Below are 25822 nucleotides of genomic sequence, written 5' to 3' on the forward strand. Positions count from 1 at the left end.
AGGTCTTCGCTCACGCGTTTTCCTCCAGCAGGCGCCAGCGCAGTTTTTCGCCGGCGCGCAGCGGGACCACGGTCTGCTCGCCAAACGGCAGGCTGTCCGGGGCGGTCCACTCCTCGCGGACCAGGGTAATGGTGTCGGTGTTCGCCGGCAGGCCGTAGAACGCCGGGCCGTGCAGGCTGGCGAAGCCTTCCAGCTTGTCCAGCGCGTTACGCTGCTCGAATGCTTCGGCGTACATCTCGATTGCCGCGTAGGCGGTGTAGCAACCGGCACAACCGCAGGCGGCTTCCTTGGCATGACGGGCGTGCGGGGCCGAGTCGGTACCCAGGAAGAACTTCGGGTTGCCGCTGGTGGCCGCGTCCAGCAGCGCCACCTGGTGGGTGTTGCGCTTGAGGATCGGCAGGCAGTAGAAGTGCGGGCGAATGCCGCCAACCAGCATGTGGTTGCGGTTGTACAGCAGGTGCTGCGCGGTGATGGTCGCGCCGACGTTGGCCGGGGCCTCGGTGACGAACTGCGCGGCATCGCTGGTGGTGATGTGCTCGAACACCACCTTCAGCGTCGGGAAGCGCTCGACCACACGGCGCATGTGCTCGTCGATGAAGCGCTTCTCGCGGTCGAACACGTCGATCTCGCTGCGGGTCACTTCGCCATGCACCAGTAGCGGCATGCCAACTTCCGCCAGCGCCTCGATGGCCGGGAAGATGTTGTCGATGCTGGTCACGCCCGAGTCGGAGTTGGTGGTGGCGCCGGCAGGGTACAGCTTGGCGGCGTACACGAAACCGCTGGCCTTGGCCGCGCGGATGTCCTCGGGGCTGGTGCGGTCGGTGAGGTACAGCACCATCAGCGGCTCGAAGCGGCTGCCAGCCGGGCGGGCGGCCAGGATGCGCTCACGGTAGGCGGCGGCCTCGACGGCATTGCGTACCGGCGGAACCAGGTTGGGCATGATGATGGCACGGGCGAAAGTACGCGCCACGTCGCCAACGGTGTGGGGCAGGACGGCACCATCGCGCAGATGGATGTGCCAGTCGTCGGGACGCAGGAGGGTCAGGCGATCGGACATTGGGGATTCCAGGCGGGTCGAACTCAAGCCCCAATGCTACCGGAAAACCCTGGGTGGAGCACGGCTATCAAGTTTTCCGGCAGGCGTCCGATAGCCTGCAGGTAAGCCGTCAGAATTTGTGGAGCCGCCCGTGCGCCAGCGTTACCTAGCCCTGTTGACCCTGTTCGCCAGCCTGCCGGCCGGCGCGCTGACCTTCCAGACGCGCATGGAGAACATCGCCTGGAAGGTCGAGGGTGACCAGTTCGAATGCCGGCTGATCCAGCCGATCGACGGTTTCGGCAGTGGCGAGTTCGTGCGCCGCGCGGGCGAGCAGCCGGTGTTCCAGCTGCGTTCGGACAGCAATGTACTGGGTGCGGGCACGGCAACATTGCTGGCAGCCGCTGCGCCGTGGCAACCCGGGCGCAGCGACATCAACCTGGGCAGCGTGCGCATGGCCCGCACCGGGGTGCTGTTCAGTTCGTCCCAGGGCCAGGCCAGCCGCCTGATCAACGGCCTGCTCGATGGGCGCAGCACGGTGGTACGCAATTACGCCGGCGAGGCGGGCAGGCCGATGGAAGTGCGTGTGCTACCGGTCAGCTTCGCCAAGGCCTACAGCGACTATCAGGCCTGTGCCGGCAAGCTGCTGCCGATGAATTACGACCAGGTGCGCCAGACCCAGGTGGGCTTCCCCGGGGGCGGCTTCGAGCTGGATGGGGCGGCCAAGGCGCGGCTGGACGTGATCCTCGACTACATGAAGGCTGACCCGACGGTGAACCATGTCGAGCTCAACGGCCACTCTGACAACAGTGGCAACCGCCTGACCAATCGCGACATGTCGCGCCGCCGGGCACTGGCGGTGGCCGACTACCTCAAGGCCCATGGCGTTCCGGAAGAGCAGATTACCGTGCGTTTCCACGGCGAGCGTTACCCATTGGCGAAGAACACCAATGCTGCCAACCGGGCGCGTAATCGTCGGGTGAATATTGAACTGGATCGGGTGGCGGTAATCGAGAAGCCAGTTGAGAAGCCTGTCGAAAAGGCCCCTGAGCCAGCACCTGCCAAGTCCTGAAGGCTGCGGAGCTTTCTGTAGGAGCGGCCTTGTGTCGCGATGGGCTGCGCAGCAGCCCCGGCAGTTTTCGCTGCATAGCTGAGATCCAGGGGCTGCTGCACAGCCCATCGCGACACAAGGCCGCTCCTACACGGCATTTCATACTTTCCGACGGTAAGTCGCCCTTCCGAAACTTCCTGTCGCTTTGTCGTCAGAAGCTGTCGCCCCACTGTAAATTTATCCGTAACGTCGTTAGAATCGATCCCTTTCCGTACAACCCCGTGGAGTGATGGCATGGCGGACGTAAAAAAGGTCGTACTGGCGTATTCCGGCGGCCTTGATACTTCGGTGATTCTCAAGTGGCTGCAGGATACCTACAACTGCGAAGTGGTGACCTTCACCGCTGACCTGGGTCAGGGCGAAGAGGTCGAGCCGGCTCGTGCCAAGGCCCAGGCAATGGGCGTTAAAGAGATCTACATCGACGACCTGCGCGAAGAATTCGTGCGTGATTTCGTGTTCCCGATGTTCCGCGCCAACACCGTCTACGAGGGCGAGTACCTGCTGGGTACTTCCATCGCCCGTCCGCTGATCGCCAAGCGCCTGATCGAAATCGCCAACGAAACCGGCGCCGACGCCATTTCCCACGGCGCCACCGGCAAAGGCAACGACCAGGTGCGTTTCGAACTGGGCGCCTACGCCTTGAAGCCAGGCGTCAAGGTAATCGCCCCATGGCGTGAGTGGGACCTGCTGTCCCGCGAGAAGCTGATGGACTACGCCGAGAAGCACGGCATCCCGATCGAGCGCCACGGCAAGAAGAAGTCGCCGTACTCGATGGACGCCAACCTGCTGCACATCTCCTACGAAGGCGGTGTCCTGGAAGATACCTGGACCGAGCACGAAGAAGACATGTGGCGCTGGAGCGTCTCGCCCGAGAACGCCCCGGACCAGGCTACCTACATCGAGCTGACCTACCGCAACGGTGACATCGTTGCCATTGACGGTGTCGAGAAGACCCCGGCCACCGTCCTGGCCGACCTGAACCGTATCGGTGGTGCCAATGGCATCGGCCGTCTGGACATCGTCGAGAACCGTTACGTCGGCATGAAGTCGCGTGGCTGCTACGAGACCCCAGGCGGCACCATCATGCTCAAGGCCCACCGTGCCATCGAGTCGATCACCCTGGACCGCGAAGTCGCTCACCTGAAGGATGAGCTGATGCCGAAGTACGCCAGCCTGATCTACACCGGCTACTGGTGGAGCCCGGAGCGTCTGATGCTGCAGCAGATGATCGACGCTTCGCAGGTCAACGTGAACGGCGTGGTACGCCTGAAGCTGTACAAGGGCAACGTCACCGTTGTCGGCCGCAAGTCGGACGACTCGCTGTTCGATGCCAACATCGCTACCTTCGAGGAAGATGGCGGCGCCTACAACCAGGCGGACGCAGCGGGCTTCATCAAGCTCAACGCCCTGCGTATGCGCATTGCTGCCAACAAGGGCCGCTCGCTGCTCTGATCGCTGGCATGTGCAGCAAGAACCCCGGCTCAGGCCGGGGTTTTTTTTATCTGTCATATCAATGGTCGTCGCTCGCCTGCTGTCCATCAAGCGCGCTGATCGATAGTTGTGCGCACTGGCGTCTATCCAGGTTGCAAAACCGCCACGTGCGCGCTTGCTGAGGCGGTTGGGCAAGGGCGGACAGCAATTGCTGCTCCATCATGCGATAGGCATCCGGGCCGGAAAACATGAATGTGACAGGCTCACCCTGCAGCGCTTCGCTGGTATTACCGGGCATTGCATGTTTGGCCACATCGCTCTGTGTCGACGTGTTGTCATTTGCCGTCCTGTTTGATGAAGGGTCGTAGAACGACTTGTAATTGAAGTTGAGCGTGAGGAAGAACAGTGCCGTCAGGAAGAATGGGAAGCCCACCAGGAACCAGGTATAGAGCTTTTGACTGGACTCGCTGAGAAACGGCAATGTGGCAAGGGCGGAGGCTTCGATAATCCCTGCGAAGATGGCAATGATCGTCAGCGGGGCGACAGGCTGTACTTGGTGCATATGGGTCGTCTCCAGCGATTTTGCACATCTTTACCTTACGGCGATGCTCAACTAAAGACTGGATTGTTTCCCGGGTGAGAATAATCGCTTGAAATCCTGATGACGGTGTTTGTTCAGCGCATTTGAGCTGAATATTTCCTGAGGTGTCGGCCGGTTTCCAACTGGTGCACTTTTACCGGCCGGTGATACCGTTCATTCGGTAACAGGGAATTTGATTGTTACAAATGCATCAGTTGAGTGTAGGAAATTTCTGTAAGTGTTGTAGGTTCTATCTGTTCATATATTTCGCCGGTAAATCACCGCGCCAGTAAGCGTTCTGTAGGTTATCTTGGCGGGCCAAAGCAAAAGCAATGAATGGATATCGCATGAATAAAGTGCTTATCGTGGATGATCATCCGGTCATACGCCTGGCCGTACGCATGCTGATGGAGCGGCATGGGTATGACGTCGTGGCGGAAACCGACAACGGGGTGGCTGCGCTGCAACTCACACGGCAACACCTGCCGGATATCGTGGTGCTCGATATCGGTATCCCCAAGCTGGATGGCCTGGAGGTGATCGGTCGCATGACAACTTTCAGCCCGGGCAGCAAGGTGCTGGTGCTCACATCGCAGGCCCCCGGCAACTTCTCGATGCGCTGCATGCAGGCGGGGGCGGCGGGGTATGTGTGCAAGCAGCAGGAGCTCACCGAGCTGCTGAGCGCCATCAAGGCCGTACTGTCGGGCTACAGCTACTTCCCCAACCAGGCCTTGCATGTGTCACGTGGCAGGGGCGGAAGCGAGACGGATATGGTCAACCGCCTGTCGGCGCGCGAGATGACGGTGTTGCAACAGCTGGCGCGAGGGCGTTCCAACAAGGAGATTGCCGACAGCATGTTCCTCAGCAACAAGACGGTCAGTACCTACAAGTCGCGCCTGTTGCTCAAGCTCAATGCGCGCTCGCTGGTCGACCTGATCGAGCTGGCGCAGCGGCAAGGGTTGAACTGACCGCCAAGGCCGTAAAGCCTCCAGCCAGGAGGCTTTGCCAGGGTTACAGATCGTAGTCGAAGTCGGCCAGCTGCTTCTGCAGGCGCCTTTCTTCCAGCATGTTGTCGATGGTGCGGCGCTTGCTCAGGTTGGTCTTTGCGGTTTCTACCTGGGGTTCCGCTTCGTCATCCGCGGCAACAAAATCATCTTCGATCGACAGGTCGTCTTTATCGCTACTCATGAGTCGCTCCAAGCCAAGGGGCCATTGGCCGTCCTTATAACCAGAAAGCAGACGCTGGTAAAAAAGATTTTTTCAATCGCTGCAGGTGGTTTCCAGCTATCGACTCAATCGTCGGAGGTCTTGTGCTTGTACTCGCACAAGTCTTCGATCCGGCAACTGCCGCAGCGCGGCTTGCGTGCCTGGCACACATAGCGCCCGTGCAGGATCAGCCAGTGGTGGGCGTCGAGCAGGTAATCCTTTGGCACGAACTTGATCAGCTTTTTCTCCACTTCCAGCACCGTCTTGCCTGGTGCAATACCCGTGCGGTTGCTGACCCGGAAGATATGGGTATCCACTGCCATGGTTGGCTGGCGGAACGCCGTGTTGAGCACTACGTTGGCGGTCTTGCGGCCCACGCCGGGCAGCGCCTCCAGGGCTTCGCGGGTTTGCGGTACCTGGCTGCCATGGCGTTCGATCAGCAGTCGGCAGGCTTCGATGACGTTCTTGGCCTTGCTGTTGTACAAGCCAATGGTCTTGATGTACTCGCTCAGGCCTTCGACGCCCAGCGCATAGATGGCCTCGGGGGTGTTGGCGACCGGGAACAGGCGTGCGGTGGCCTTGTTGACGCCGACATCGGTGGACTGCGCAGACAGTGTCACGGCGACCAGCAGTTCGAACGGGGTGGTGTAGGCCAGTTCGGTCTTCGGGTCGGGGTTGTCTTCGTGCAGCCTGCGAAAGATCTCCAGGCGTTTGGCGGCATTCATGAAATCAGAGCTTTCCTTGACGACGTGGTTGGGCGGGGCCCGGACGCAGGCGATTGTACAAGGCCAACAGCAGTCCGAGCAGTAGCAAGGCGCCCGGGGCCAGACTGGCCAGGTGCAGGCCGGTACCGTCGGCCAACCATTGGCGGCTGGCGCCGAGCAGCAGGCATGTGGCAAGCAGCGCACAAAGGTGGCCGGCGAGCAGGCGCCAGCGCCCTTGATCGGGCAGCAGGTGGTCAGTGGCCAGGCATTGCAGGCACAGCAGTGCGGGATAGTGGCCGAGGGCAAGTGCCACTGGCAGCAGCCAGGCACGCAGCGCCAGTTGCAGGCAACTGGCCAGGGCCGCCAACAGCAGCAGGCTGGCCAGCACATAGGTCCAGGTGGCAAGCCGATGGCGCAGGGGGGCCAGCAACAGCTGGTGAAGGCTGCTCATCAGCACCGCACACACGCCGATGGTGGCGCCTTCGCTCAGTGTTCGGGTGGCGCCCAACAGGGGCACCAGGCTTGCGCCGAGCAGGTAGAACCTATTCATGAGAGCCGCCCTCCAGCAATACGCTGCGCTGCTCATCGAAGTAGCTCAGCGCCTCTTGCAGCGCGCCGATCACCGCCCGTGAGGTCACGGTTGCGCCAGCCAACTGGTCAAAGTCGCCCTGGTCGCGCTTCAGCGCCCAGCGATCGCCCAACTGGCGGTTGGCAAATTGCCCAAGCCAGTTCAGCTGCGGATCACCCAGGCGTGCACCCAGCCCGGGGCTTTCCTGTTGCTCGACCACCTGGCTGCCGATCAGCCGGCCGTCCGGGGTGATGGCCACGCTCAGCACGATCGGCCCGGCATAGCCCTGGGCCTGGGTGACCAGGATGATGGCGGCCGGCTTGCCTGCCAGTGTCGCCCGGTAAGCTGCCAGGATACGGCTGTTTGGCCGCTGTGCGGCGGGCCTGGGCAGCGGGCTGTCCAGGGGCTGGTTGTCGTAACTGCCTTCTGGCAGCACTGCCAGCCGCTGACGGCTATTCAGTTGTTTCTCGGCGTCGGCGATGGCCGCGCTGGTCCAGTGTCGCCAGGCCAGGGTGGCCGACAGTGCCAGTACCCCGGTCAGTAGCAACAGGCCCACATCACGTACCAGGCGCTTCATCGTGCAACCTGCTGGCGCTGCAAAGCCAGGCGTTCGAGGCTCGGCGCCATGAGGTTCATCAGCAGGATGGCGAACGCCGTACCGTCCGGGTAGCTGCCCCAGGTGCGGATCAGGTAGATCAGCAGGCCCGCCCCCAGGCCGAACCCCAGCTTCGCCCACTCCTGCCGGGGGCCGGACACCGGTTCGGTGGCAATGAAGAACGCCGCCATCATGGTCGAGCCGGAGAACAGGTGCAGCAGGGGGGAGCCGTTGGAGTCCGAACCCGAGCCATTCCAGCCCAGCAGGCTGAACAGGAACAACCCTGCCAGCAGGCCAACCGGCGCATGCCAGCTGATCACCTTGCGTTGCAGCAAAAACAGGCCGCCCAGCAGGAACGCCAGGTTGACCCATTCGCTGCCCTGCCCACCGATGCTGCCGAAGCCCGGGTGGCTGGCGAACAGTTCATCGATGGTCAGGCTGCGGTTGTGGCGCAGGCCGTCGAGCAGTGTCGGCCGGGCCCAGGCATCGATCTGCTCGCCGCCGGCGAACACCAGCTGCAGGCTGTCGAGCAGGCCTGGTGTCGGCCCCGGCCAATGGTTCATCTGCAACGGGAAGCTCAGCAGCACGAAGGCGTAGCCGACCATGGCCGGGTTGAACAGGTTGCGCCCGACCCCGCCAAAGGCCTGCTTGCCGATGCCGATGGCAACGCTGGCTGCGACCACAGGCAACCACCAGGGTGCCAGGGTGGGCAGGGCGGCGGCCAGCAGCACGGCGGTCACCAGCGCGCTGCCGTCGTTCAGCGCCGTGCGCAGCGGTTGTGCTCGCAAGGTAAGCAACAACGCCTCGCACAGCAGCGCGGCGCTGGCGCACAGCAACAGGTTCACTAGCACACTCCAGCCATGCAGCCAGAACAGCGCCAGCAGGCCAGGTACGCAGGCCAGCAACACCAGGCCCATGCTGGTGCGTAGCCGCGGGTCGGGCTTGGCGGTCATTGGGCGAACAGCCCGTTGAAGCCGGAAAACGCCATGGCCATTACCCCGGCCCCAAGCACTTCGATGGGCAGGCCGCGCATTGCCCTGGGGACGTCGGCATGAGCGCTGCGCTGGCGCAGGTCGGCGAACAACACCAACGCCAGCCAGAAGCCGCCGCCGGCCAGCAGGCCTTGCAGCAAGGTAGCGAGCCATGTGCTGTCGTCGCTTGCCTGTTGCAGGGCCAACCCCAGTACTACCGCGTTGCTCAACAGCAGCGCGGGCAGTTGCGTCACCGGCCAGCTCGGGCGCCACCTTGTCAGCAGCCATGGCACGCCCCAGGCGAGCCCGGCCAGCCAGGGCAACAACAGGAACAGGGCAAGGTCCTGGGCCTGCAGCGGGGCAAGCACCCCGCGCACCAGTAGTTGTGCGCCGGTCACGCCCAAGGCAATGCACAGTGCGCAGGCGAGGCCGTGCACGTGGAGGTGCAGCCTGGGGAATGGCTGTTGTTGCAGGCACAGGTGATTGACCAGCGCAGCGCTGATCAGGACCAGGATGTAGTCGCTCATGAGATGACGATAGCCGGGAATCGGGGCGATTGTCCGGGTTTGGCATCAAGGTGCCGGAGTCATTGTGGGAACGGGCGTGCCCGCGAACACCGGCAACGCCGGTGCCATGCACCGCGTAGTCAGTTTCGCGGGCACGCCCGCTCCCACAAGGTCCAGCAGGTTTTGTTACTTGATGCGCTGGCCCGGCTTGGCACCGCTGTCCGGGCTCAGCAGGTAGATCTCTTCACCGCCAGGCCCGGCCGCCATGACCATGCCTTCGGACACGCCAAAGCGCATCTTGCGTGGCTTGAGGTTGGCCACCATCATGGTCAGGCGGCCTTCCAGCTGGGACGGGTCGGGGTAGGCCGACTTGATGCCGGAGAACACGTTGCGGCGCTCGTCACCGATGTCCAGGGTCAGTTGCAGCAGCTTGTCGGCACCCGGCACGGCCTCGGCCTTGACGATCAGTGCCACGCGCAGGTCGACGGCTGCGAAGGTGTCGAACTCGATTTCCGCCGACAGCGGGTCCTTGGCCAGCTCGCCGTTGCCGGCCGGGACCTTGGCTTCGGCGGCCAGCAGGTCTTCCTTGCTGGCTGCGACCATGGCTTCGACCTTGGCCGGTTCGATACGGCTCATCAGCGCCTTGAACGGGTTCAGCAGGTGGTTTTCCAGGCGCGACTGGTGGTCGTTCCAGGTCAGCGGTGCCACGTTGAGGAAGGCCTCGGCGTCGGCGGCCAGTACCGGCAGGACCGGCTTGAGGAAAATCACCAGTTGGCGGAACAGGTTGATGCCCTGGGCGCAGATGGCCTGCACTTCATCCTGCTTGCCTTCCTGTTTGGCCAGCGACCATGGGGCCTTGTCGGCGATCCAGGCGTTGGCACGGTCGGCCAGCGCCATGATTTCGCGCATGGCACGGCCGAAGTCGCGGCCTTCATAGGCGTCGGCGATCGACGGGGCGGCCGCCAGGAAGGCTTCGGTCAGCTCCGGTGCGGCATCGCCAGCCACCATCACGCCTTCGTTGCCCTTGTGGATGAAACCGGCGCAGCGGCTGGCGATGTTGACCACCTTGCCGACCAGGTCGGAGTTGACCTTCTGCACGAAGTCTTCCAGGTTCAGGTCCAGGTCATCGACACCACGGCCCAGCTTGGCCGCGTAGTAGTAACGCAGGTATTCCGGCTGCAGGTGGTCGAGGTAGGTGCGGGCCTTGATGAAGGTACCGCGCGACTTGGACATCTTGGCGCCGTTCACGGTCAGGTAGCCGTGTACGTTGACCGCGCTCGGCTTGCGGAAGCCGGCGCCTTCGAGCATGGCTGGCCAGAACAGGGCGTGGAAGTTGACGATGTCCTTGCCGATGAAGTGGTACAGCTCGGCCTTGGAGCCCTCGTTCCAGAACGCGTCGAAGTCCAGCTCCGGGCGGCGTGCGCAGAGGTTCTTGAAGCTGGCCATGTAGCCGATCGGTGCGTCCAGCCATACGTAGAAGTACTTGCCTGGCTCGCCCGGGATCTCGAAGCCGAAGTACGGCGCGTCGCGGGAGATGTCCCATTCCTGCAGGCCCGAGTCCAGCCATTCGGCCAGCTTGTTGGCTACCGCGTCCTGTAGCGTGCCGCTACGGGTCCACTGCTGCAGCATGGCCTGGAAGTCCGGCAGCTTGAAGAAGAAGTGCTGGGAATCACGCAGTACCGGGGTGGCGCCGGAGATCGCCGACTTGGGGTTCTTCAGCTCGGTGGGCGCGTAGGTGGCGCCGCATTTTTCGCAGTTGTCGCCGTACTGGTCTTCGGCCGCGCACTTGGGGCAGGTGCCCTTGATGAAGCGGTCGGCGAGGAACATGCCCTTTTCCGGGTCGAAGTACTGGGTCACCGAACGGGTGGCGATGTGCCCGGCGTCACGCAGGCGCGCGTAGATCAGGCCCGACAGCTCGCGGTTTTCTTCGCTGTGGGTGGAGTGGAAGTTGTCGAAGTCCACCAGGAAGTCGGCGAAGTCGCTGCTGTGTTCGGCCTGGACGTTGGCGATCAGCTGTTCCGGGGTGATGCCTTCCTTCTCGGCGCGCAGCATGATGGCCGAACCGTGGGCGTCGTCGGCGCAGACGTAGATGCACTGGTTGCCGCGCAGCTTCTGGAAGCGGACCCACATGTCTGTCTGGATGTACTCGAGCATATGGCCAAGGTGGATCGATCCGTTGGCATAGGGCAAGGCGCTGGTGACGAGAATCTGACGTGGCTCGGACATGGTGGCTCGGCTACTTATCTGGCGACGGGGTAAAAATGAGGTTGATCGGCCACTATAAAGGGCTGGCGAAGATATTTCACCCCGCATGCGCATCTGCTGACGATTGACGGGTTAGGATAGGCGTCTGTTTTACATTCAGTTTGCCATTGGGAGTCTCCATGAGTGCCGTCACCCGTGCCGCCGTCGAAGGCGTGCTTCGCCAGTACACCGACCCCTATCTGAACCAGGACCCGGTCAGCGCCGGCTGCGTGCGCGCCATCGATATCCAGGGCGGGCAGGTCAGCGTGCAGTTGCAGCTGGGTTATGCCGCAGGGCTGTTCAAGAACGGCTGGGCCCAGGTGTTGCAGACCGCCATCGGCAACCTCGAGGGCGTCAGCAGTGCCCAGGTGTCGATCGACTGCGTGGTGGCCGCGCACAAGGCCCAGGCCCAGGTGCCGGCAATGGCCAACGTCAAGAACATCATCGCCGTGGCCTCGGGCAAGGGCGGTGTGGGCAAGTCGACCACCGCGGCCAACCTGGCCCTGGCGCTGGCCCGCGAGGGTGCGCGGGTGGGTATTCTCGATGCCGATATCTATGGCCCCAGCCAAGGCGTGATGTTCGGCATCGCCGAAGGCACCCGCCCGCAGATTCGCGAGCAGAAGTGGTTCGTGCCGATCAAGGCCCATGGCGTGGAAGTCATGTCCATGGCGTTCCTGACTGACGACAACACGCCGATGGTATGGCGTGGCCCGATGGTTTCCGGCGCGCTGCTGCAGCTGGTGACCCAGACCGCCTGGGACGACCTGGATTACCTGGTGATCGACATGCCGCCGGGCACCGGTGACATCCAGCTGACCCTGGCGCAGAAGGTACCGGTGGCCGGTTCGGTGATCGTCACCACCCCGCAGGACCTGGCCTTGCTGGATGCCAAGAAGGGCGTGGAGATGTTCCGCAAGGTCAACATCCCGGTGCTGGGCGTGGTGGAGAACATGGCCGTGCATATCTGCTCGAACTGCGGCCATGCCGAGCACCTGTTCGGCGAAGGCGGTGGCGAGAAGCTGGCGAGCCAGTATGGTGTCGACCTGCTGGCATCGTTGCCGCTGTCGATGCTGATCCGCGAGCAGGCCGATAGTGGCAAGCCGACGGCGATCGCCGAGCCGGAAAGCCAGATTGCCATGGTCTATCAGGAACTGGCCCGCCAGGTGGGCGCGCGGATCGTGCTGCAGGAAGCTGCTGCGCCGGCGATGCCTAGCATTACCATCAGCGAAGATTGACTGGCAGACCGAGTCGCCTGCTTCGCGGGTAAACCCGCTCCCACAGGGACAGCGCAGCCTTCAAGTACCGCGCTGTCCCTGTGGGAGCGGGTTTACCCGCGAAGAGGCCGACTCGGTCTTTCGGCCAGGCATAAAAAAACCCGCCGGAAGGCGGGTTTTTTGAAAGCTAGGAAGCTTCGATCGACTTAGGCGATCTGAACTTCTTCAGCCTGCATGCCTTTCTGGCCGCGGGTAGCGACGAAAGTAACAGCCTGGCCTTCTTTCAGGGTTTTGAAGCCGTCAGCTTGGATGGCTTTGAAGTGCACGAACAGGTCGTCGCCCGACTGAGGGGTGATGAAGCCGTAGCCTTTCTCATCGTTGAACCACTTAACAACACCGGATTGACGGTTGGACATTTTTCTGTCTCCTTGGACAATTTGATAACGGTCAGGAAAAACCCTGGCCGGGACTGAGCGCAAAGAGAGCAGAAAATTCAGCGATGGGCCGATCAGGATCGTGCATCAAACTAGAGATTCTCGGTGTCACGTGCAGCACAGTGGCGCCACCTTACCCCACTTTCCGCAACCTGCCAATGGTCAGAAGACGCTTTACGCAAATTCGGATCGACGGCGGCTGCAGCCCCCGCCCGGCGCGGGATGAGGCATGGAACTTTAACCTGGGCGCCGGGACCGGTAAGATGCGCGTCTCGAATTTTCACCTCGCAACTCTTCAGGACACCCCGCCATGAGCATCAAATCGGACAAGTGGATTCGCCGCATGGCGCAGGAATACGGCATGATCGAACCGTTCGTCGAGCGCCAGGTGCGCGGCGAACAGGACAGCCGGGTGATCTCCTTCGGCGTCTCCAGCTACGGCTACGACGTGCGCTGCGCCGACGAATTCAAGGTGTTTACCAACATCAATTCGGCCACCGTCGACCCGAAGAACTTCGATGCCGGCAGTTTCGTCGACATCAAGAGCGACGTATGCATCATCCCGCCGAACTCCTTCGCCCTGGCGCGCACCGTCGAGTATTTCCGCATTCCGCGTGATGTGCTGACCATCTGCCTGGGCAAGAGCACCTACGCCCGTTGCGGCATCATCGTCAACGTCACTCCGCTCGAGCCCGAGTGGGAAGGCCATGTGACACTGGAGTTTTCCAACACCACCACGCTGCCGGCGAAGATCTACGCCAACGAAGGTGTGGCCCAGATGCTGTTCCTGCAGTCCGACGAAGAGTGCGAAGTGTCGTACAAGGACCGTGGCGGCAAGTACCAGGGCCAACGCGGCGTCACCCTGCCGCGTACCTGAACCGACGAGCGCGGGGAATTCCCCGCGCCTTTGGCACTCCAACTGGATAACGCCGGTGCGCATGATGCGCAGCGGCCTTGTCAGGAGCAGCCAATGAAACTCCACCCCGCAATCAGTGCCAAGCTGGCAGTTCTGCAGCCCAATCACGTCGGGTTGCTGCCATGGTCACTGCTGGCACACCCGCTGCCCATGCAGGCGGGCGGCGTGCCCCACCAGCCTGACCCGGATACCCCGCAACCGCCGGAGCCCGGTGAAACACCACCCATGGAACCGGGCGAGCCAACCTTGCCTGATGAGCCTCCTCCGGCGCCTGTAGCCTGAGTTAACTCCGCTAGAGCGCCCAGACACGGTCTGCCCCTGCCAGGTACACCCGGCTGGCGCTCGTGGGCGCGATTTCCCAACCCCCGGTGAATTCACCGAACGCCGGCAACAGGCTGACCTGGCCATCGATCAGGAAGCAGGGCAGTCGCAGGCGTTGCCGAGCCTTGCCACGCAGTACAAATACCGGATGTACATGGCCTGCCAGTACCGGGTGGCTGGGGTGCGGTTCGGGTTCGTGCTGGAGCGCGAAGGGTTCAAGCAGCCAGGGTTCGTTCATGACTTCTATTTCGAGCGACACGGGTGGATCACCGGCGTTGCGATCATGATTGCCGCGTATCAGCACGATTTTGAGGGCCTTGTGCCGTTCCCTCCATGTCTGCAGCCTGGTGAGCGTTGCCGGCGCCCGCGCTGTTCGGGCATGCAGGAAATCGCCAAGAACGATCAGTTGCTCGCAATCATGCGCGGCCAGCAATGCATCCAGGCGCTCGAGTGTCGCTTCGGTGGTGCCGCGTGGTACCGGTTGGTGCAGGGCGCGATAGCTTGCTGCCTTGCCGATGTGCACGTCGGCCACCAGCAGGGCACGGCGGGCTGGCCAGTAGATGGCCTTGTCCGAAAGCAGCCAGAGCACCTGGCCATGGTGTTCGATGGATAGGAAGTTGGTCATTCCGTAGCGTCCGCCGCACTGTTCAGTTCCGCGACCATCCTGGCAATCCGGTCCGCCAGTTTCTCGGTGCTCAACGTTTCGCGCATGCCTTCCACCAGCAAGGCAAATGCCAACGGCCCGGGCCGCTCAAGCTGGCGCAGCTCCAGCCGTAACTGCCCCATTTTCAGCAATTGACGGTGCAGCCGCTCGATCTCCAGTTCCTCATTCAGCACTTCGTCCCGTGCCTGAGCCAGCAGCAAGTTGCCGGCGTCGTGCTTGCGAAATACCTCATAGAACAAACCGCTGGAGGCCTGGATCTGCCTCAGGCTTTTCTGCGCCGCCGGATACCCGCCAAACACCAGCCCGGCAATCTGCGCGATCTCGCGAAAACGGCGCAATGCCATTTCTCCAGCATTGAGGCTGGCCAGCACATCCTCCAGCAGGTGTTCGGTAACCAGCGCCTGTGGCAGATGCGTTGCCCAGTCCACGTTGCCCGGGCTGAGCAGTTCGAACCCGTAGTCATTGACGGCAATCGAAACCGAAAGCGGCTGCACGCGGCTCACTCGCCAGGCAATCAGGTTGGCCAGGCCAAGGTTGGCCATGCGTCCGGCGAACGGGTACAGGAACAGGTGCCAACCTTGGCGCGACTTGAAAGTCTCGGCCAGCAGCGTGCCGGGGGTGGGCAGCGCCGACCATAGCGCCTGCAAGGTCAGCAGAGGGCGCACTGCACGCATCTCCGGGCCTTGGTAGCACCCTTGGGATGCTGCGCCAAGCTGCTCGACCAGTGCGTCGGCCAGTTCGCTGGAAAGCGGCATGCGGCCACCATTCCAGCGAGCGACCGCTGCCTTGCGCGCGGTGCTGCGGCGTACGTAGGCGGTCATGTTTTCCACGCGCACCAGTTCCAGCACTCGCCCGGCGAACACCAAGGTATCGCCAGGGCGCAAACGGGCAATGAACGCCTCTTCGACGCTGCCCAGCGCCTTGCCTCCGCCGCCCTTGCTCCAGTACTTGAGCTGCAGGCTGGCGTCGCTGACGATAGTACCGATACTCATGCGGTGGCGACGTGCCAGGCGTTCGCTGGCAACCCGGTAAGCACCGTCGGCCTGGCGCTCGACGCGCTGGTAGTCCGGGTAGGCGCTGAGTGAACTGCCGCCATGGCAGACGAAGTCCAGCGCCCATAGCCACTGGCTGTCGCGCAACTCGCGAAAGGCCCAGGTGCTGCGCACTTCGGCCAGTAACTGCTCCGGGTGAAAGCCACTGCCCAGGGCCATGCTGACCAGGTGTTGCACCAGCACGTCCATGCACAAGCGCGGCGAATGACGGGCCTCGATGTGCCCGGCTGCCAGGGCCTGCCTGGCGGCGGCTGCTTCCACCAGTTCCAGGCTGTGGGTGGGCACCAGAGTAACCCGGGAGCGCCGCCCCGGCGCGTGGCCGGAGCGCCCGGCCCGTTGCACGAGGCGGGCAATGCCCTTGGCGGAACCGATCTGCAGTACTCGCTCCACGGGCAGGAAGTCCACCCCCAGGTCCAGGCTGGAGGTGCAGACCACTGCCTTCAGGCTGCCTTGCTTGAGGCTGCGCTCGACCCAGTCACGGGTATCGCGGGCCAGCGAGGCATGGTGCAAGGCAATCAGGCCGGCCCAGTCGGGGCGTGCTTCGAGCAGGGCCTGGTACCAGAGTTCGGCCTGTGCCCGCGTGTTGGTGAATACCAGGCAACTGGTGCTGGCATCGATCTCCCGGCTGACCTGGTCGAGCATCTTCAAGCCCATGTGCCCGGCCCAGGGGAAGCGCTCGATGGCCGTTGGCAGCAGGGTATCGACCTGCAGCGGCTTGTCTTGTCGGCCTTGTACCAGCAAGCCGCCTTGTGGCAGCAATACGTCCAGCGCATGTTGAAGATTGCCGAGGGTGGCGGACAGGCCCCAGGTCGGCAGGCTCGGGTGCCAGTGGCGCAGGTGGGCCAGCGCCAGTTGCAGTTGTACCCCGCGCTTGTTGCCCAGCAGTTCGTGCCATTCGTCCACCACTACCAGGCGCAGCGTGGCGAAGTCTTCGCGGGCTTGTGCCCGGGTCAACAGCAGCGTAAGGCTTTCAGGGGTAGTGACCAGTACGCTGGGCAGGCGCCGTGCTTGCCGGGCACGTTCGGCGCTGCCGGTGTCGCCGCTGCGAACGCCCACGCTCCAGGGCAGGCCCAGGTCGTCCAGCGGCAACTGCAGCGCGCGGGCGGTGTCGGCGGCCAAGGCACGCATGGGGGTAACCCACACCACCTGCAAGGGTGCAGCATGACGCCCCTGGGCTTCGGCCTTGAAGGCCCGCAGCGCGGCGAGCCATACGGCGTAGGTCTTGCCGGCACCGGTACTGGCATGCAGCAAGCCGGATTCGCCCCGGTCCACGGCTGCCCATACACGGCGCTGGAAAGCGAAAGGCTTCCAGCCACGCTTGGCGAACCAGGCCTTGGCGAGGTCGGTGGCGGCGGGCATGGGGCATAGGGTCCTTCGGTGGCTGTGTTTCTACAGACAACCAGCCAGGTGCAATGGTTTTACCGGATCAGTTTGCCAGCAGGTAGCCGCTGCGGAACACCTGCTCGCCTGCGACGTGGGCGATGACCATGCCGGCGGTAGCCATGCGCCGTACGTTACGTGCATACAGCAGGCCGGGCTGGCTGTTGTGGATGGCAGTCACCCGGTCGCTGAGCGGGTCGATGACTTCAGCGATCAACTGGCCCGCTTCCAGGTGCTGGCCTGGCCGGGCGTGGTACACCAGCAGCCCGCCCAGTGGCGTTATCACCGGTTCGACGGCGGCCAGCGGCGTGGCCGGGCAGCGCAAGTCGGGCAAGGCCGGGCTTGCGCCTTCGATGACCCCCGCATGGGTCAGGAAATCGAGAATCGCCTGGCAGTCCTTGCTGGCCAGGTCGTGGCTGACATCGGCCTGGCCGCGCAGCTCGACGGTGACCGAGCAGCAGCCCAGCGGAATCGGGAACCGTTTGCCGAAGCGTTGCTGCAACTGCCACCACACCAGGCTGAAGCATTCATCGAACGACTGCCCGCCCGAATCGGTGGCCAGCAGGCTTGCCTGGGCACCCAGGTAGCGGGCCAGCGGTTCGATCTGCGGCCAGGCGTCTGGCGTGGTGTACAGGTGCTCGACCGCCTCGAAGTCGCAGTGCAGGTCCAGCACCATGTCGGCATCGCAGGCCAGGCGCTGCAGTATCAGGCGTTGGGCCTGCAGCGGTGTGCGCGCCGGGTGTGCGTCCAGCCCCCGGCGCAGGTATTCGCGGATCAGTGCGAGGTTGTGTGCCGGGTCGTCGGTCAGGTGTTCTTCGATCTGGTCGCCGATGCCGTCGGAAAGGTCGACGAAGTTACGGTTGAAGTTCTCGCCACTTTGCAGTTCGAAACGCCCCAGCGGCGCGTCCAGCAGCACTTGTTCCAGGCCGACCGGGTTGGCCACCGGCACCAGGATGATCTCGCGCTGCAGGCGGCCTTGCTGTTCCAGTTCACCCAGGCGGCGCTTGAGGTGCCAGGCCACCAGCATGCCGGGCAGCTCGTCGGCATGCAGCGAGGCCTGGATATAGACTTTGCCGCCACCGCGAGGTCCGAAGTGGAAGCTGTGCAACTGGCGGGTAATGCCCGGAACGGGCGAGAGCAGGTCGTGAGTTGAATGGTGCATGGTGGTCCTGGGTGCGTGGCGAAAACGGTCTGCGACACGGGGCGGCACACAGATAGAAGCACAGTTTTTGGCCTTGCGCCTGCATCGGTGCCCTCCTGGCCACCGCCCTGGCCTCTTCGCGGGTAAACCCGCTCCCACAGGGATCGCACAAAACTCAGCTTTTGTGCATGACCTGTGGGAGCGGGTTTAACCGCGAAGAAGCCAGCACGGTCCAGAAATTGTTTCAGGCCAGCAGCGCCTGCAATGTAGCCAGGTCATCCGCTTCTTCCACTGGCTTGTCCAGCCGCCAGCGCAGCATCCGCGGAAAGCGCACGGCAATGCCGCTCTTGTGCCTCCTCGACAGCGCGATGCCCTCGAAGCCAAGCTCGAACACCAGCGTCGGCGTCACGCTGCGTACCGGCCCGAAGGTTTCAACCGTGGTCTTGCGGATGATGGCGTCGACCTTGCGCATCTCTTCGTCACTGAGCCCTGAATAGGCCTTGGCAAAGGGGACCAGTGCCCGCCCCGGCGTACCGGCTGGCGCGTCCCACACGGCGAAGGTGTAGTCGCTGTACAAGCTGGCCCGCCGGCCGTGGCCGCGCTGGGCATAGATCAGCACGGCATCGACGCTGAACGGGTCGATCTTCCACTTCCACCAGGTGCCCATGTCCTTGGTGCGCCCCACGCCATACAAGGCCTCGCGCTGTTTCAGCATCAGCCCTTCCACCCCCAGGCTGCGGGACTGTTCGCGCTGGCAGGCAAGGTCGGCCCAGTCCCGGCCTTCGAGTAGAGGCGAGAGCAACACCGGGGCCAATGGGTGCTGCTCAAGCACGTGTTCCAGCTGTTGGCGGCGTGCATGCTGCGGCCGGCTGCGCCAGTCCTCGCCTTGCCATTCCAGCAGGTCGTAGGCCTGCAGCACGACCGGCGCGTCGCTCAGCAGCTTCTTGCCCAAGGTCTTGCGACCCAGGCGCTGCTGCAACATGGCAAAGGGCTGTACAGCCAGTTCAGCCGCTGAGCCGCCGGGTTTCCACACCAGGATCTCGCCATCGAGCACGACACCGTCGGGTAGCGTCTGCGCCAGGCTGTGCAATTCGGGGAAGCGTTCGGTGACCAGTTCCTCACCGCGCGACCAGACCCACAGCTGGCCTTCGCGCTTGACCACCTGGGCGCGAATGCCGTCCCATTTCCATTCGATCTGCCATTCGCTCGGCGGCCCGAGCAGTGCATCGAGCTGTTCGATTGGTACCTGCAGGGGGTGGGCCAGAAAAAACGGGTAGGGCTGGCCGCCACGCTGGCTATGTTCATCGTCTGATTCCGGGGCTATCAGCCGTTGATAGCTGGCTGCCGTCGGGCGGTGGCTGATGTCGGTGTAGCCAACCATGCGCTGGGCCACGCGTTTGGCATCCAGCCCGGCCAGTTGCGCGAGGGCGCGAGTGACCAACAGCTTCGATACCCCCACGCGAAAGCTGCCAGTGATGAGTTTCAGGCAAAGCATCAGGCTGGGGCGGTCCAACTGGGCCCAAAGAGGCGGCAGGCGTTGCTGGATCTCCTCGACCGGCAGGCCACGCAATGGCAACAGATGGGCTTCGACCCAGCGGGCGAGGCCCTCGTCGCCAGGGTGGTGGCTTTCCGGTACCAGCAGGGAAATGGTTTCGGCCAGGTCGCCAACGGCCTGGTAGCATTCCTCGAACAGCCAGTCAGGCAGCCCCGCCAATCTGCCGGCCAGCTCCCGCAGCACGCGTGTAGGCACCAGTTGGCGGGGGCGGCCACCTGCCAGGAAGTACACCGCCCAGGCGGCATCCACAGCCGGGGCGGTGCTGAAATAGTCGCGTAGCGCCGTGAGCTTTGCAGTGCTGGATGTGGTCGCATCCAGCCTCAGGTACAGCTCGGCGAATGCCTTCATGCGTCTGGCTCCGCGGCTACCACGTCATCTTCCTCGCCGTACTCGGTCACGAAGGCGCGGGCATCGAGGCCTTGTTCGATGAGGTAGCGCACCAGCACATTGACTGAGCCATGGGTGACCATCACGCGTTCTGCGCCAGTCTGGCCGATGGCCCAGAGCAACCCCGGCCAATCGGCATGGTCCGAGAGCACGAAACCTCGGTCTACCCCGCGCCGGCGGCGGGTGCCGCGCAACAGCATCCAGCCACTGGCAAAGGCATCGCTGTAGTCGCCGAAACGGCGCATCCAGCTGCTGCCACCCGCCGAAGGCGGTGCCAGGACCAGTGCCTGGCGCAGCAGCGGGTCGTTGCGTGGGATATCGCCCACATAGCGGGTTTGCGGAAGGTAGACGCCAGCGTCCCGGTACACCCGGTTGAGTGGTTCGACAGCGCCATGCACGAGGACAGGACCAATGTTGGCGTCCAGCCCGTGGAGGATTCGCTGGGCCTTGCCGAAGGCATAGCAGAACAGCACGCTGGCTTTGCCCTGTTCGCTATTGGCGCGCCACCAGTTATTGATGCCGGTGAAGATCTCGCCCTGGCTGGGCCAACGGTAGATGGGCAGGCCGAAGGTCGATTCGGTGATGAACGTGTGGCAGCGCACCGGTTCGAACGGCGTGCAGGTGCCGTCGGGTTCCACTTTGTAGTCGCCGGAGGCGACCCAGACCTCGCCCTGGTACTCCAGGCGCACTTGCGCCGAGCCCAGTACATGCCCGGCCGGGTGCAGGCTCAGGGTTACGCCATGGTGCAGCAGGCGTTCGCCGTACGGCAGGGTTTGCAGGTTGATGTCCTGGCCCAGACGGCTGCGCAGGATGCCGGCGCCTGGGGCGGCGGTGAGGTAATGGCGGTTGCCGACGCGGGCATGGTCGCCGTGGCCGTGGGTGATGACGGCACGCTCCACTGGCCGCCAGGGGTCGATGTAGAAATCACCGGGCGGACAGTACAGGCCTTCGGGGCGGGCGATGACGAGGTCCATGTTATGGGCGCTGGTGGCCGACGTTCTTGTTAGGAGCGCGGGAATGTCATGAGAGTTCGAACGCTTTAACAAGCGAAATGGACTACTTGCCATTCAGAAATGCCGAACCGCCTTTTGCGGTTAACTGTGTCCTCAGGTCGAAGGGGTGCAACAAAAATGTTGCGGTCTGTCGGCGCGTGATGCACATTGGTTCGACAAAGGCTGATATGAAATACAGTGAATTTCGCCGATGGCTGCGCGGCCAAGGCGCTACGTTTGTCGCTGCCAAGGGTAGTCATTTCAAGGTCTATCTAGGTAATCGCCAGACGATTTTCCCAGATCACGGGGCGAAGGAAATAAGCGAAGGCCTGAGACGGAAGATCCTGAAGGACCTAGGGTTGAAATCATGAACGGTTTAGGGGAGCACGTGATGGTATTCGAATATCCGGTAGTCGTTCATCTGGAAGACGGCAGTGTCTGGGTGAGTTGTCCCGATGTACCTGAGATGGCCTGCGCAGGTGACACTTCGGAGGAAGCTCTGTTCGATGCCGTGGATGCCTTGGAGTCCGCACTTTCGTTCTATGTGGATCAAAAAATAGCTATTCCGCTGCCTGCAACACCAACCGAAGGTCAACCCGTCGTACGTCTGCCAGCCCTGACCGCCGCGAAGGCAGCGTTGTGGAATACGATGGTTGCACAAAAAATCAGCAAGACCGAGATGGCGCGCCGACTTGGAGTGAATCGTCCCCAGGTCGATCGTCTGGTCGATCTGCTGCACCGTTCCAAGATCGAGCAGGTCGAGCATGCGCTGCACGTGTTGGGACAGCGGATCGAGCTTTCAGTCGTAGCTGTTTAGTGCATAGCCCAAGCCGCCACAGGTGGCGGCTTGATTGAGAGGTTTACTTGCCGGGCACCAACGTCAAACGCTGGTTGCCATACGCCCGCCCGAAGTTCTGCTGCTGCAGTGGCAGGCTCATGAAGCGCCCTTTGAACCAGGCATCCAGCCCGTCGCTGTAATGCGTGCTGGCCGGGTTGCCGGACTGCCCGCTGCTGGTCAGCACCTGCAACGGCTCGGCCTGGCCGAAGTCGACGATCATCCGCGCCGAGGCCGGCAGGCGGGTGTCGAAGCCGCTACCCCAGGCGTATGGCGTCAGGGCCAGGGTGGTGAAGTCGCCACCGGCAGCCAGCGGCGAGCGGCCAAGGGCGTCGCCCAGGCCATGGTAGGCCGGTGCAGGCCAGCGGTACTGGTGCAGCTTGCCCCACTGCCAGGCGCGGCGGTCGGCGCCCAGTTGCGCGGTGCCGGCATCCACCGCGCCAGCCAGGCTGCGGGCGAGAATGGCCGGCTTGTCTTCTGTCTGCGGCGTGCTGCGGTCATCCCAGAACGGGCTGTCGTCGCGGCCCAGCAGGTGGTCGGCCTGCGCCGAGAACGACAACCTCGCATTGCTGACGAAAGCCTGCCAGGCCGGGCCGGATTCCGGGCCCAGGTCGTCGAGGAAGGTTTGCCGGGCCACTTCCTGGAGGAACAGTTCGTACAGTGCGGCATCGGCCGATACCGGGCTCAGGCGGCCATCGAAGGCCTTGATCCGGGCCAGCGCGTCGCTGGCCTTGTCGCGCTGTGCGGCGGGCAGGGCGTCGATCGCCTGCTTGAGCGGCTGGGCCATGCCCGGGGCGTCGAACATCTGCTTGAGCTTGTCGGCCAGCAGTGTGGTCTGGTCGTTCTGCAGGGCCATCAGGCTGCGGCTGTCGTGGCGGCCATTGCCGGCCAGCTGGGCCAGGCGCTCGGCGCGCTCGGGGTAGTACCAGGTGCTGGACAGCTGCATGCCATAGCCACGCGGCAGGCTGCGCTGGTTGGCGTGGCCGATCCAGCCGGCGGGCGGGTCCTGGTCGTAAGGGTGCAGCATCGGGTCGGCATAGCCGTCCCAGTCGTAGCGCCCGTCCCAGCCCGGCGAGGGCAGCAGGCCCTGGCCTTCGCGGCGGTTGGGGTAGCGGCCACTGACTTGCCAGCCGATGTGCTCGGGTTCGGCGAAGACGAAGTTGAGGGCGGCGGCGGTCACTTCACGGGTGCTGTCGAAGGCACGCTCCACGCTCTTGGCACGGGTCAGGTCGAACAGCGCATCCAGGCTGCGGTCGCTCTTGAACTGTGGCAGGTTCAGCGCCAGGCCCAGGCTGGCATTGCCTGGCTGGGCCAGCAGGGTGCCGTGGCGGGTGTCGTACATCACCTCGCGCAGCGGGCGCTGGCCACGGACGAAGAAGGTTTCGCTACGGGCGCGGGCCGGCAGCCATTTGCCGTCGGCCAGGTAGCTCAGCTGGCTGCCCTGGTGGCGCAGTTGCTCCAGGTACAGGTCCTGGTTGTCGGCCATGACCGCGCTGCTGCTCCAGGCCAGCTTGCCGTTGTAGCCGGCCAGCACGATCGGCAGGCCGGGCAACGACAGGCCGGCGACCTGGTACTTGCCGGTGTGGATCTGTACCGGGCTCAGGGCCCAGGCGGCTCGGCTGTCGCTGGCCAGCAGGCTCTTGCCGCTGCGGCTGCGCTGCGGCGCCAGGGCCAGGTTGGCCGAGCCCGGGCTACCCAGAAGGTCGAGGTCGGCCAGTTTCTGGCTGGCAGCTGCCAGGGCCGGCAGCCCCGGCAACTGGCTGGCCAGGTTCAGGCCCTTGAGCTTGTCCACTTCGGCTTCGGCCAACGGCTCGTCCGGGGCACCGGGCAGCAGCCAGGCCAGCTTGTCGCTGCCGGCTTTCTGCGCCAGGGTCAGGGCGCTCAGTTCTTCCTGCAGGTTCACCGACTGGCTGAATGCATACAGGCTGAAGATCAGTGCCGAGTCTTCGGGCTTCCAGTATTCGGGGCGGTAGCCACTGCTGGCCAGGCCGGCGGGCAGCTTGTCGCGGTAGCGGAACAGGTAAGCGTTGACCCCTCGTGCATACACTTCGAAGAAGCGCTTGAGCCTTGGCGAGGCGTCGGCGTACTGCTGGGCGGCGCTCTGCTTGAGGTTGGCCGCGCGCATCAGGCGGTCGATGTCCAGCGCGTCGCTGCCGGCCAGTTCTGCCAGGCGGCCCTGGGCCAGCAGGCGCATGGCGACCATCTGCTCGATGCGGTCGCCGGCATGCACATAGCCCAGGCTGAACAGGGCGTCATGGAAGCTGCTGCTTTCGATCAGTGGTGCGCCCATTGCGTTGCGCCGTACCGAGACGTTCTGCGCCAGGCCCTTGAGCGGCTGCACGCCGCTGGTCGGTGGCACGCTGCCCTGGTAGCCGCCCGTCTGGCAGCCGGCCAGCCCGAGCATGCCGAGCAGCGTGGCAGCGGTTGCGAACCGCGGGCGGAATGGAGGAAAGGCGGAGGCGGCCATGACAAGGGCTCCTGCAAGGCGTGGCGGGTTTCGAAAGGCGCTAAGGTAGTGAGCGCGCAGGCGCCGTGCAAGGTCCCTGGGCGCTTTATTTGCCAGTGTCGACTCAAACCTTGAAATGTTCGGCCACGGCGTCGGAAAAGTGCGTGCAATTGATGCGAGCAAGGCGTTGATAGTCACGGCTGACGGCGAAGGCCGAGCCTGGCATCAATAGCACCTTGTGCTGTTCCAGGCGACGCATGAAAGGCTGCAGGTCGGCCAGTTCGGGGTGGTAGACCCACAGGAACATGCCGCCTTGGGGCGTTATGTCGAACTGCCAGCCACGCGCCCGCAACAACTGCTGGGTCTGCGCCTGCTGCCGGATCAGGCGCTGCTGCAGGTCTTGCATGTGCCGGGCATAGGTGCCGTCGGACAAGATGGTGTTGACGAAGCGTTCGCAAAACGCCGGCACCGCCACGCAGGTCAGCAGCTTCAGGCGCGTCAGCGGCTCTATCAGCTCTGCCGAGCAGGCGATGTAGCCCACGCGCAATGAAGCGGACAGGCATTTCGAGAAGCTGCCGATGTAGATGACCCGCTCAAGGTTGTCCAGTTCGGCAAAGGTCTGGCGCACACCCGGGCTGAAGTCGCCGTAGACATCGTCCTCGACCACGAAGAAGTCGTGTTCCACCGCCAGGCGCAGGACGCTGAAGGCATTGTGCGGACTGATGTTGCCGCCGGTCGGGTTGTGGAAGGTGCTGTTGCAGAAGAACGCCTTGACCTTGTGCCTGGCCAGGTGCTCCTGCATGTCTTCCACGCTTGGTCCGTCCTGGGTTCGGCGCACCCCGACCACGTGGCCGCCGGCCAACTGGATCAGTTTGATCAGGTTGCCGTTGCCGGGCTCGTCGACGAACACGTGATCGCCTGGCTTGATCAACAACCGCGCCACCAGGTCCAGCGCTTGTGTGGCGCCCAGCGTAGTCAGCAACTGGCTTGGCCGGGCATCGACACGGGTCAGGCGTTTCAGGTGCACGCACAGCTGTTTGCGCATGGGCAGGTAGCCCTGGATGTCGCCATATTCCGCCAGCGAACTCTGCTCCAGCCGCGCCGTGCGCCGAATCGCCTTGGCCAGCAGCTCGGTGTCACGCCAGGCGGGTGGCAGCCAGCCGCTGCCCAGTTTGATGTAGTGCTGGCCCCCCTGCAGCAGCTTGAACAGCGGGTCGCCGGCCATGCCTGCGGGCGCATCCACCGCACTGGTTTGCCGTGTGTGGCTGGCGACGAAGTAGCCGCGGCCGGGAATGGCGGTCAACACACCTTCGCTGACCAGCCGGGCATAGCTGGAGACGACATCGTGGTAGCTGCAGCCAGCCGCCGCCGTCAGCTTGCGGATGGACGGCATGCGCTGGCCGGGCAGCCATTCGCCGGCTTCGAGGCGCTGTTTCAACTGGTCATGAAGGCTGTGCGGGCGCATGGCGGGTCCAGCAGCTGTTAGAAAAAGCAGCCTAACAGTTAACCGGAAAGCGCGTCGACTGTTCGAATTTC

The 25822-nt window shown here is 63.7% G+C and carries 25 protein-coding genes; 8 read left to right on the forward strand and 17 right to left on the reverse strand.

The window, feature by feature from the left end; all coding sequences use genetic code 11:
• Positions 1-10: 10 nt before the first annotated feature.
• Positions 11-1057 (reverse strand): dihydroorotase, encoded by a 1047-nt coding sequence (pyrC, locus tag CAG00_RS23460; RefSeq protein WP_075046144.1) that lies wholly within the window; start codon positions 1055-1057, stop codon positions 11-13.
• 130 nt (positions 1058-1187) lie between these two features.
• Here pyrC and CAG00_RS23465 point away from each other — a divergent pair, with 130 nt between their 5' ends.
• Together CAG00_RS23465 and CAG00_RS23470 are read left to right on the forward strand one after the other, a co-directional pair.
• Positions 1188-2105: an OmpA family protein gene (locus CAG00_RS23465; protein ID WP_085665447.1), complete on the forward strand. Its 918-nt coding sequence runs from the start codon at positions 1188-1190 to the stop codon at positions 2103-2105.
• Positions 2106-2378: 273 nt separating this feature from the next.
• Complete coding sequence (locus CAG00_RS23470) at positions 2379-3596, forward strand: argininosuccinate synthase (RefSeq protein ID WP_013973956.1); 1218 nt, start codon at positions 2379-2381, stop codon at positions 3594-3596.
• Between the two features lie 58 nt (positions 3597-3654).
• Here the strand turns inward: CAG00_RS23470 and CAG00_RS23475 are convergent, their stop codons facing one another.
• Positions 3655-4137, reverse strand: a complete 483-nt coding sequence (locus tag CAG00_RS23475; protein WP_085665448.1) for a hypothetical protein — start codon at positions 4135-4137, stop codon at positions 3655-3657.
• Between the two features lie 365 nt (positions 4138-4502).
• Here CAG00_RS23475 and CAG00_RS23480 point away from each other — a divergent pair, with 365 nt between their 5' ends.
• Positions 4503-5123 carry a response regulator transcription factor gene (locus CAG00_RS23480; protein WP_023660944.1) on the forward strand — a complete coding sequence of 207 codons (621 nt, stop codon included), beginning with the start codon at positions 4503-4505 and terminating at the stop codon, positions 5121-5123.
• Between the two features lie 43 nt (positions 5124-5166).
• Here CAG00_RS23480 and CAG00_RS28895 read toward each other — a convergent pair whose 3' ends face one another.
• The 7 genes from CAG00_RS28895 to metG all read right to left on the reverse strand — a co-directional run bounded on the left by CAG00_RS28895 (position 5167) and on the right by metG (position 10931).
• The gene (locus CAG00_RS28895) at positions 5167-5343 is read right to left on the reverse strand and encodes a PA3496 family putative envelope integrity protein (protein ID WP_003258006.1); all 177 of its coding nucleotides are present in this window, start codon (positions 5341-5343) and stop codon (positions 5167-5169) included.
• Between the two features lie 104 nt (positions 5344-5447).
• Positions 5448-6086: an endonuclease III gene (gene nth / locus CAG00_RS23485; RefSeq protein WP_025340388.1), complete on the reverse strand. Its 639-nt coding sequence runs from the start codon at positions 6084-6086 to the stop codon at positions 5448-5450.
• 4 nt (positions 6087-6090) lie between these two features.
• The gene (locus tag CAG00_RS23490) at positions 6091-6615 is read right to left on the reverse strand and encodes an Rnf-Nqr domain containing protein (protein WP_085665449.1); all 525 of its coding nucleotides are present in this window, start codon (positions 6613-6615) and stop codon (positions 6091-6093) included.
• Positions 6608-7210: an RnfABCDGE type electron transport complex subunit G gene (locus CAG00_RS23495; RefSeq protein ID WP_085665450.1), complete on the reverse strand. Its 603-nt coding sequence runs from the start codon at positions 7208-7210 to the stop codon at positions 6608-6610. The genes CAG00_RS23490 and CAG00_RS23495 overlap by 8 nt, the downstream gene beginning before the upstream one ends.
• The gene (locus CAG00_RS23500; protein WP_085665451.1) at positions 7207-8181 is read right to left on the reverse strand and encodes an RnfABCDGE type electron transport complex subunit D; all 975 of its coding nucleotides are present in this window, start codon (positions 8179-8181) and stop codon (positions 7207-7209) included. The genes CAG00_RS23495 and CAG00_RS23500 overlap by 4 nt, the downstream gene beginning before the upstream one ends.
• A complete protein-coding gene (locus CAG00_RS23505) occupies positions 8178-8726 on the reverse strand; it encodes an Rnf-Nqr domain containing protein (protein ID WP_085665452.1) in 549 nt (182 codons plus the stop codon). The genes CAG00_RS23500 and CAG00_RS23505 overlap by 4 nt, the downstream gene beginning before the upstream one ends.
• Before the next feature lie 165 nt (positions 8727-8891).
• The gene (metG, locus tag CAG00_RS23510) at positions 8892-10931 is read right to left on the reverse strand and encodes a methionine--tRNA ligase (protein WP_085665453.1); all 2040 of its coding nucleotides are present in this window, start codon (positions 10929-10931) and stop codon (positions 8892-8894) included.
• Positions 10932-11089: 158 nt separating this feature from the next.
• Between metG and apbC the strand changes: the two genes are divergently transcribed.
• Positions 11090-12184 (forward strand): iron-sulfur cluster carrier protein ApbC, encoded by a 1095-nt coding sequence (apbC, locus tag CAG00_RS23515; RefSeq protein ID WP_016713757.1) that lies wholly within the window; start codon positions 11090-11092, stop codon positions 12182-12184.
• A 185-nt stretch (positions 12185-12369) separates the two neighbouring features.
• Here apbC and CAG00_RS23520 read toward each other — a convergent pair whose 3' ends face one another.
• The gene (locus tag CAG00_RS23520; protein WP_003254922.1) at positions 12370-12579 is read right to left on the reverse strand and encodes a cold-shock protein; all 210 of its coding nucleotides are present in this window, start codon (positions 12577-12579) and stop codon (positions 12370-12372) included.
• Positions 12580-12907: 328 nt separating this feature from the next.
• Between CAG00_RS23520 and dcd the strand changes: the two genes are divergently transcribed.
• Positions 12908-13474 carry a dCTP deaminase gene (gene dcd / locus CAG00_RS23525; protein ID WP_085665454.1) on the forward strand — a complete coding sequence of 189 codons (567 nt, stop codon included), beginning with the start codon at positions 12908-12910 and terminating at the stop codon, positions 13472-13474.
• 93 nt (positions 13475-13567) lie between these two features.
• A complete protein-coding gene (locus CAG00_RS23530; RefSeq protein WP_046614742.1) occupies positions 13568-13795 on the forward strand; it encodes a hypothetical protein in 228 nt (75 codons plus the stop codon).
• A 10-nt stretch (positions 13796-13805) separates the two neighbouring features.
• Here CAG00_RS23530 and pdeM read toward each other — a convergent pair whose 3' ends face one another.
• From pdeM to CAG00_RS23555, 5 genes are all read right to left on the reverse strand, one after another.
• A complete protein-coding gene (gene pdeM, locus CAG00_RS23535) occupies positions 13806-14459 on the reverse strand; it encodes a ligase-associated DNA damage response endonuclease PdeM (RefSeq protein ID WP_025340383.1) in 654 nt (217 codons plus the stop codon).
• Positions 14456-16909, reverse strand: coding sequence for a ligase-associated DNA damage response DEXH box helicase (locus CAG00_RS23540; protein ID WP_085665455.1), 2454 nt, complete (start codon positions 16907-16909; stop codon positions 14456-14458). Before CAG00_RS23540 ends, pdeM begins: the two co-directional genes overlap by 4 nt.
• 67 nt (positions 16910-16976) lie before the next feature.
• Positions 16977-18092, reverse strand: coding sequence for a succinylglutamate desuccinylase/aspartoacylase family protein (locus CAG00_RS23545; RefSeq protein ID WP_085665456.1), 1116 nt, complete (start codon positions 18090-18092; stop codon positions 16977-16979).
• Positions 18093-18315: 223 nt separating this feature from the next.
• Positions 18316-19974, reverse strand: a complete 1659-nt coding sequence (locus CAG00_RS23550) for an ATP-dependent DNA ligase (RefSeq protein ID WP_085665457.1) — start codon at positions 19972-19974, stop codon at positions 18316-18318.
• Entirely contained in the window at positions 19971-20987 is a 1017-nt protein-coding gene (locus CAG00_RS23555; protein WP_025340379.1) for a ligase-associated DNA damage response exonuclease, read from the reverse strand. The genes CAG00_RS23550 and CAG00_RS23555 overlap by 4 nt, the downstream gene beginning before the upstream one ends.
• Positions 20988-21193: 206 nt before the next feature.
• On the opposite strand from CAG00_RS23555, the gene CAG00_RS23560 reads away from it, so the two are divergent.
• Both CAG00_RS23560 and CAG00_RS23565 read left to right on the forward strand, forming a co-directional pair.
• A complete protein-coding gene (locus CAG00_RS23560) occupies positions 21194-21376 on the forward strand; it encodes a type II toxin-antitoxin system HicA family toxin (protein WP_025340378.1) in 183 nt (60 codons plus the stop codon).
• A 20-nt stretch (positions 21377-21396) separates the two neighbouring features.
• Positions 21397-21822 carry a type II toxin-antitoxin system HicB family antitoxin gene (locus tag CAG00_RS23565; protein WP_038408384.1) on the forward strand — a complete coding sequence of 142 codons (426 nt, stop codon included), beginning with the start codon at positions 21397-21399 and terminating at the stop codon, positions 21820-21822.
• A 43-nt stretch (positions 21823-21865) separates the two neighbouring features.
• On the opposite strand, the gene CAG00_RS23570 is transcribed toward CAG00_RS23565, so the two are convergent.
• Positions 21866-24307: a penicillin acylase family protein gene (locus CAG00_RS23570; RefSeq protein WP_085665458.1), complete on the reverse strand. Its 2442-nt coding sequence runs from the start codon at positions 24305-24307 to the stop codon at positions 21866-21868.
• 103 nt (positions 24308-24410) lie between these two features.
• Positions 24411-25751: a PLP-dependent aminotransferase family protein gene (locus CAG00_RS23575; protein WP_085614194.1), complete on the reverse strand. Its 1341-nt coding sequence runs from the start codon at positions 25749-25751 to the stop codon at positions 24411-24413.
• Between the last annotated feature and the right edge of the window lie 71 nt (positions 25752-25822).

The sequence above is a fragment of the Pseudomonas sp. B5(2017) genome, from assembly GCF_002112825.1.
GTDB classification, from domain to species: domain Bacteria; phylum Pseudomonadota; class Gammaproteobacteria; order Pseudomonadales; family Pseudomonadaceae; genus Aquipseudomonas; species Aquipseudomonas putida_Z.

Coding starts and splice junctions, on each gene's coding strand:
- CAG00_RS23520 (WP_003254922.1), bottom strand. CDS start 12,579: ATGTCCAACCGTCAATCCGGTGTTGTTAAGTGGTTCAACGATGAGAAA.
- CAG00_RS23505 (WP_085665452.1), bottom strand. CDS start 8,726: ATGAGCGACTACATCCTGGTCCTGATCAGCGCTGCGCTGGTCAATCAC.
- CAG00_RS23565 (WP_038408384.1), top strand. CDS start 21,397: ATGGTATTCGAATATCCGGTAGTCGTTCATCTGGAAGACGGCAGTGTC.
- CAG00_RS23475 (WP_085665448.1), bottom strand. CDS start 4,137: ATGCACCAAGTACAGCCTGTCGCCCCGCTGACGATCATTGCCATCTTC.
- metG (WP_085665453.1), bottom strand. CDS start 10,931: ATGTCCGAGCCACGTCAGATTCTCGTCACCAGCGCCTTGCCCTATGCC.
- pdeM (WP_025340383.1), bottom strand. CDS start 14,459: ATGACCAACTTCCTATCCATCGAACACCATGGCCAGGTGCTCTGGCTG.
- CAG00_RS23480 (WP_023660944.1), top strand. CDS start 4,503: ATGAATAAAGTGCTTATCGTGGATGATCATCCGGTCATACGCCTGGCC.
- CAG00_RS23555 (WP_025340379.1), bottom strand. CDS start 20,987: ATGGACCTCGTCATCGCCCGCCCCGAAGGCCTGTACTGTCCGCCCGGT.
- CAG00_RS23500 (WP_085665451.1), bottom strand. CDS start 8,181: ATGACCGCCAAGCCCGACCCGCGGCTACGCACCAGCATGGGCCTGGTG.
- dcd (WP_085665454.1), top strand. CDS start 12,908: ATGAGCATCAAATCGGACAAGTGGATTCGCCGCATGGCGCAGGAATAC.
- CAG00_RS23550 (WP_085665457.1), bottom strand. CDS start 19,974: ATGAAGGCATTCGCCGAGCTGTACCTGAGGCTGGATGCGACCACATCC.
- CAG00_RS28895 (WP_003258006.1), bottom strand. CDS start 5,343: ATGAGTAGCGATAAAGACGACCTGTCGATCGAAGATGATTTTGTTGCC.
- CAG00_RS23545 (WP_085665456.1), bottom strand. CDS start 18,092: ATGCACCATTCAACTCACGACCTGCTCTCGCCCGTTCCGGGCATTACC.
- pyrC (WP_075046144.1), bottom strand. CDS start 1,057: ATGTCCGATCGCCTGACCCTCCTGCGTCCCGACGACTGGCACATCCAT.
- apbC (WP_016713757.1), top strand. CDS start 11,090: ATGAGTGCCGTCACCCGTGCCGCCGTCGAAGGCGTGCTTCGCCAGTAC.
- CAG00_RS23470 (WP_013973956.1), top strand. CDS start 2,379: ATGGCGGACGTAAAAAAGGTCGTACTGGCGTATTCCGGCGGCCTTGAT.
- CAG00_RS23490 (WP_085665449.1), bottom strand. CDS start 6,615: ATGAATAGGTTCTACCTGCTCGGCGCAAGCCTGGTGCCCCTGTTGGGC.
- CAG00_RS23570 (WP_085665458.1), bottom strand. CDS start 24,307: ATGGCCGCCTCCGCCTTTCCTCCATTCCGCCCGCGGTTCGCAACCGCT.
- CAG00_RS23540 (WP_085665455.1), bottom strand. CDS start 16,909: ATGCCCGCCGCCACCGACCTCGCCAAGGCCTGGTTCGCCAAGCGTGGC.
- CAG00_RS23495 (WP_085665450.1), bottom strand. CDS start 7,210: ATGAAGCGCCTGGTACGTGATGTGGGCCTGTTGCTACTGACCGGGGTA.
- CAG00_RS23560 (WP_025340378.1), top strand. CDS start 21,194: ATGAAATACAGTGAATTTCGCCGATGGCTGCGCGGCCAAGGCGCTACG.
- CAG00_RS23575 (WP_085614194.1), bottom strand. CDS start 25,751: ATGCGCCCGCACAGCCTTCATGACCAGTTGAAACAGCGCCTCGAAGCC.
- nth (WP_025340388.1), bottom strand. CDS start 6,086: ATGAATGCCGCCAAACGCCTGGAGATCTTTCGCAGGCTGCACGAAGAC.
- CAG00_RS23530 (WP_046614742.1), top strand. CDS start 13,568: ATGAAACTCCACCCCGCAATCAGTGCCAAGCTGGCAGTTCTGCAGCCC.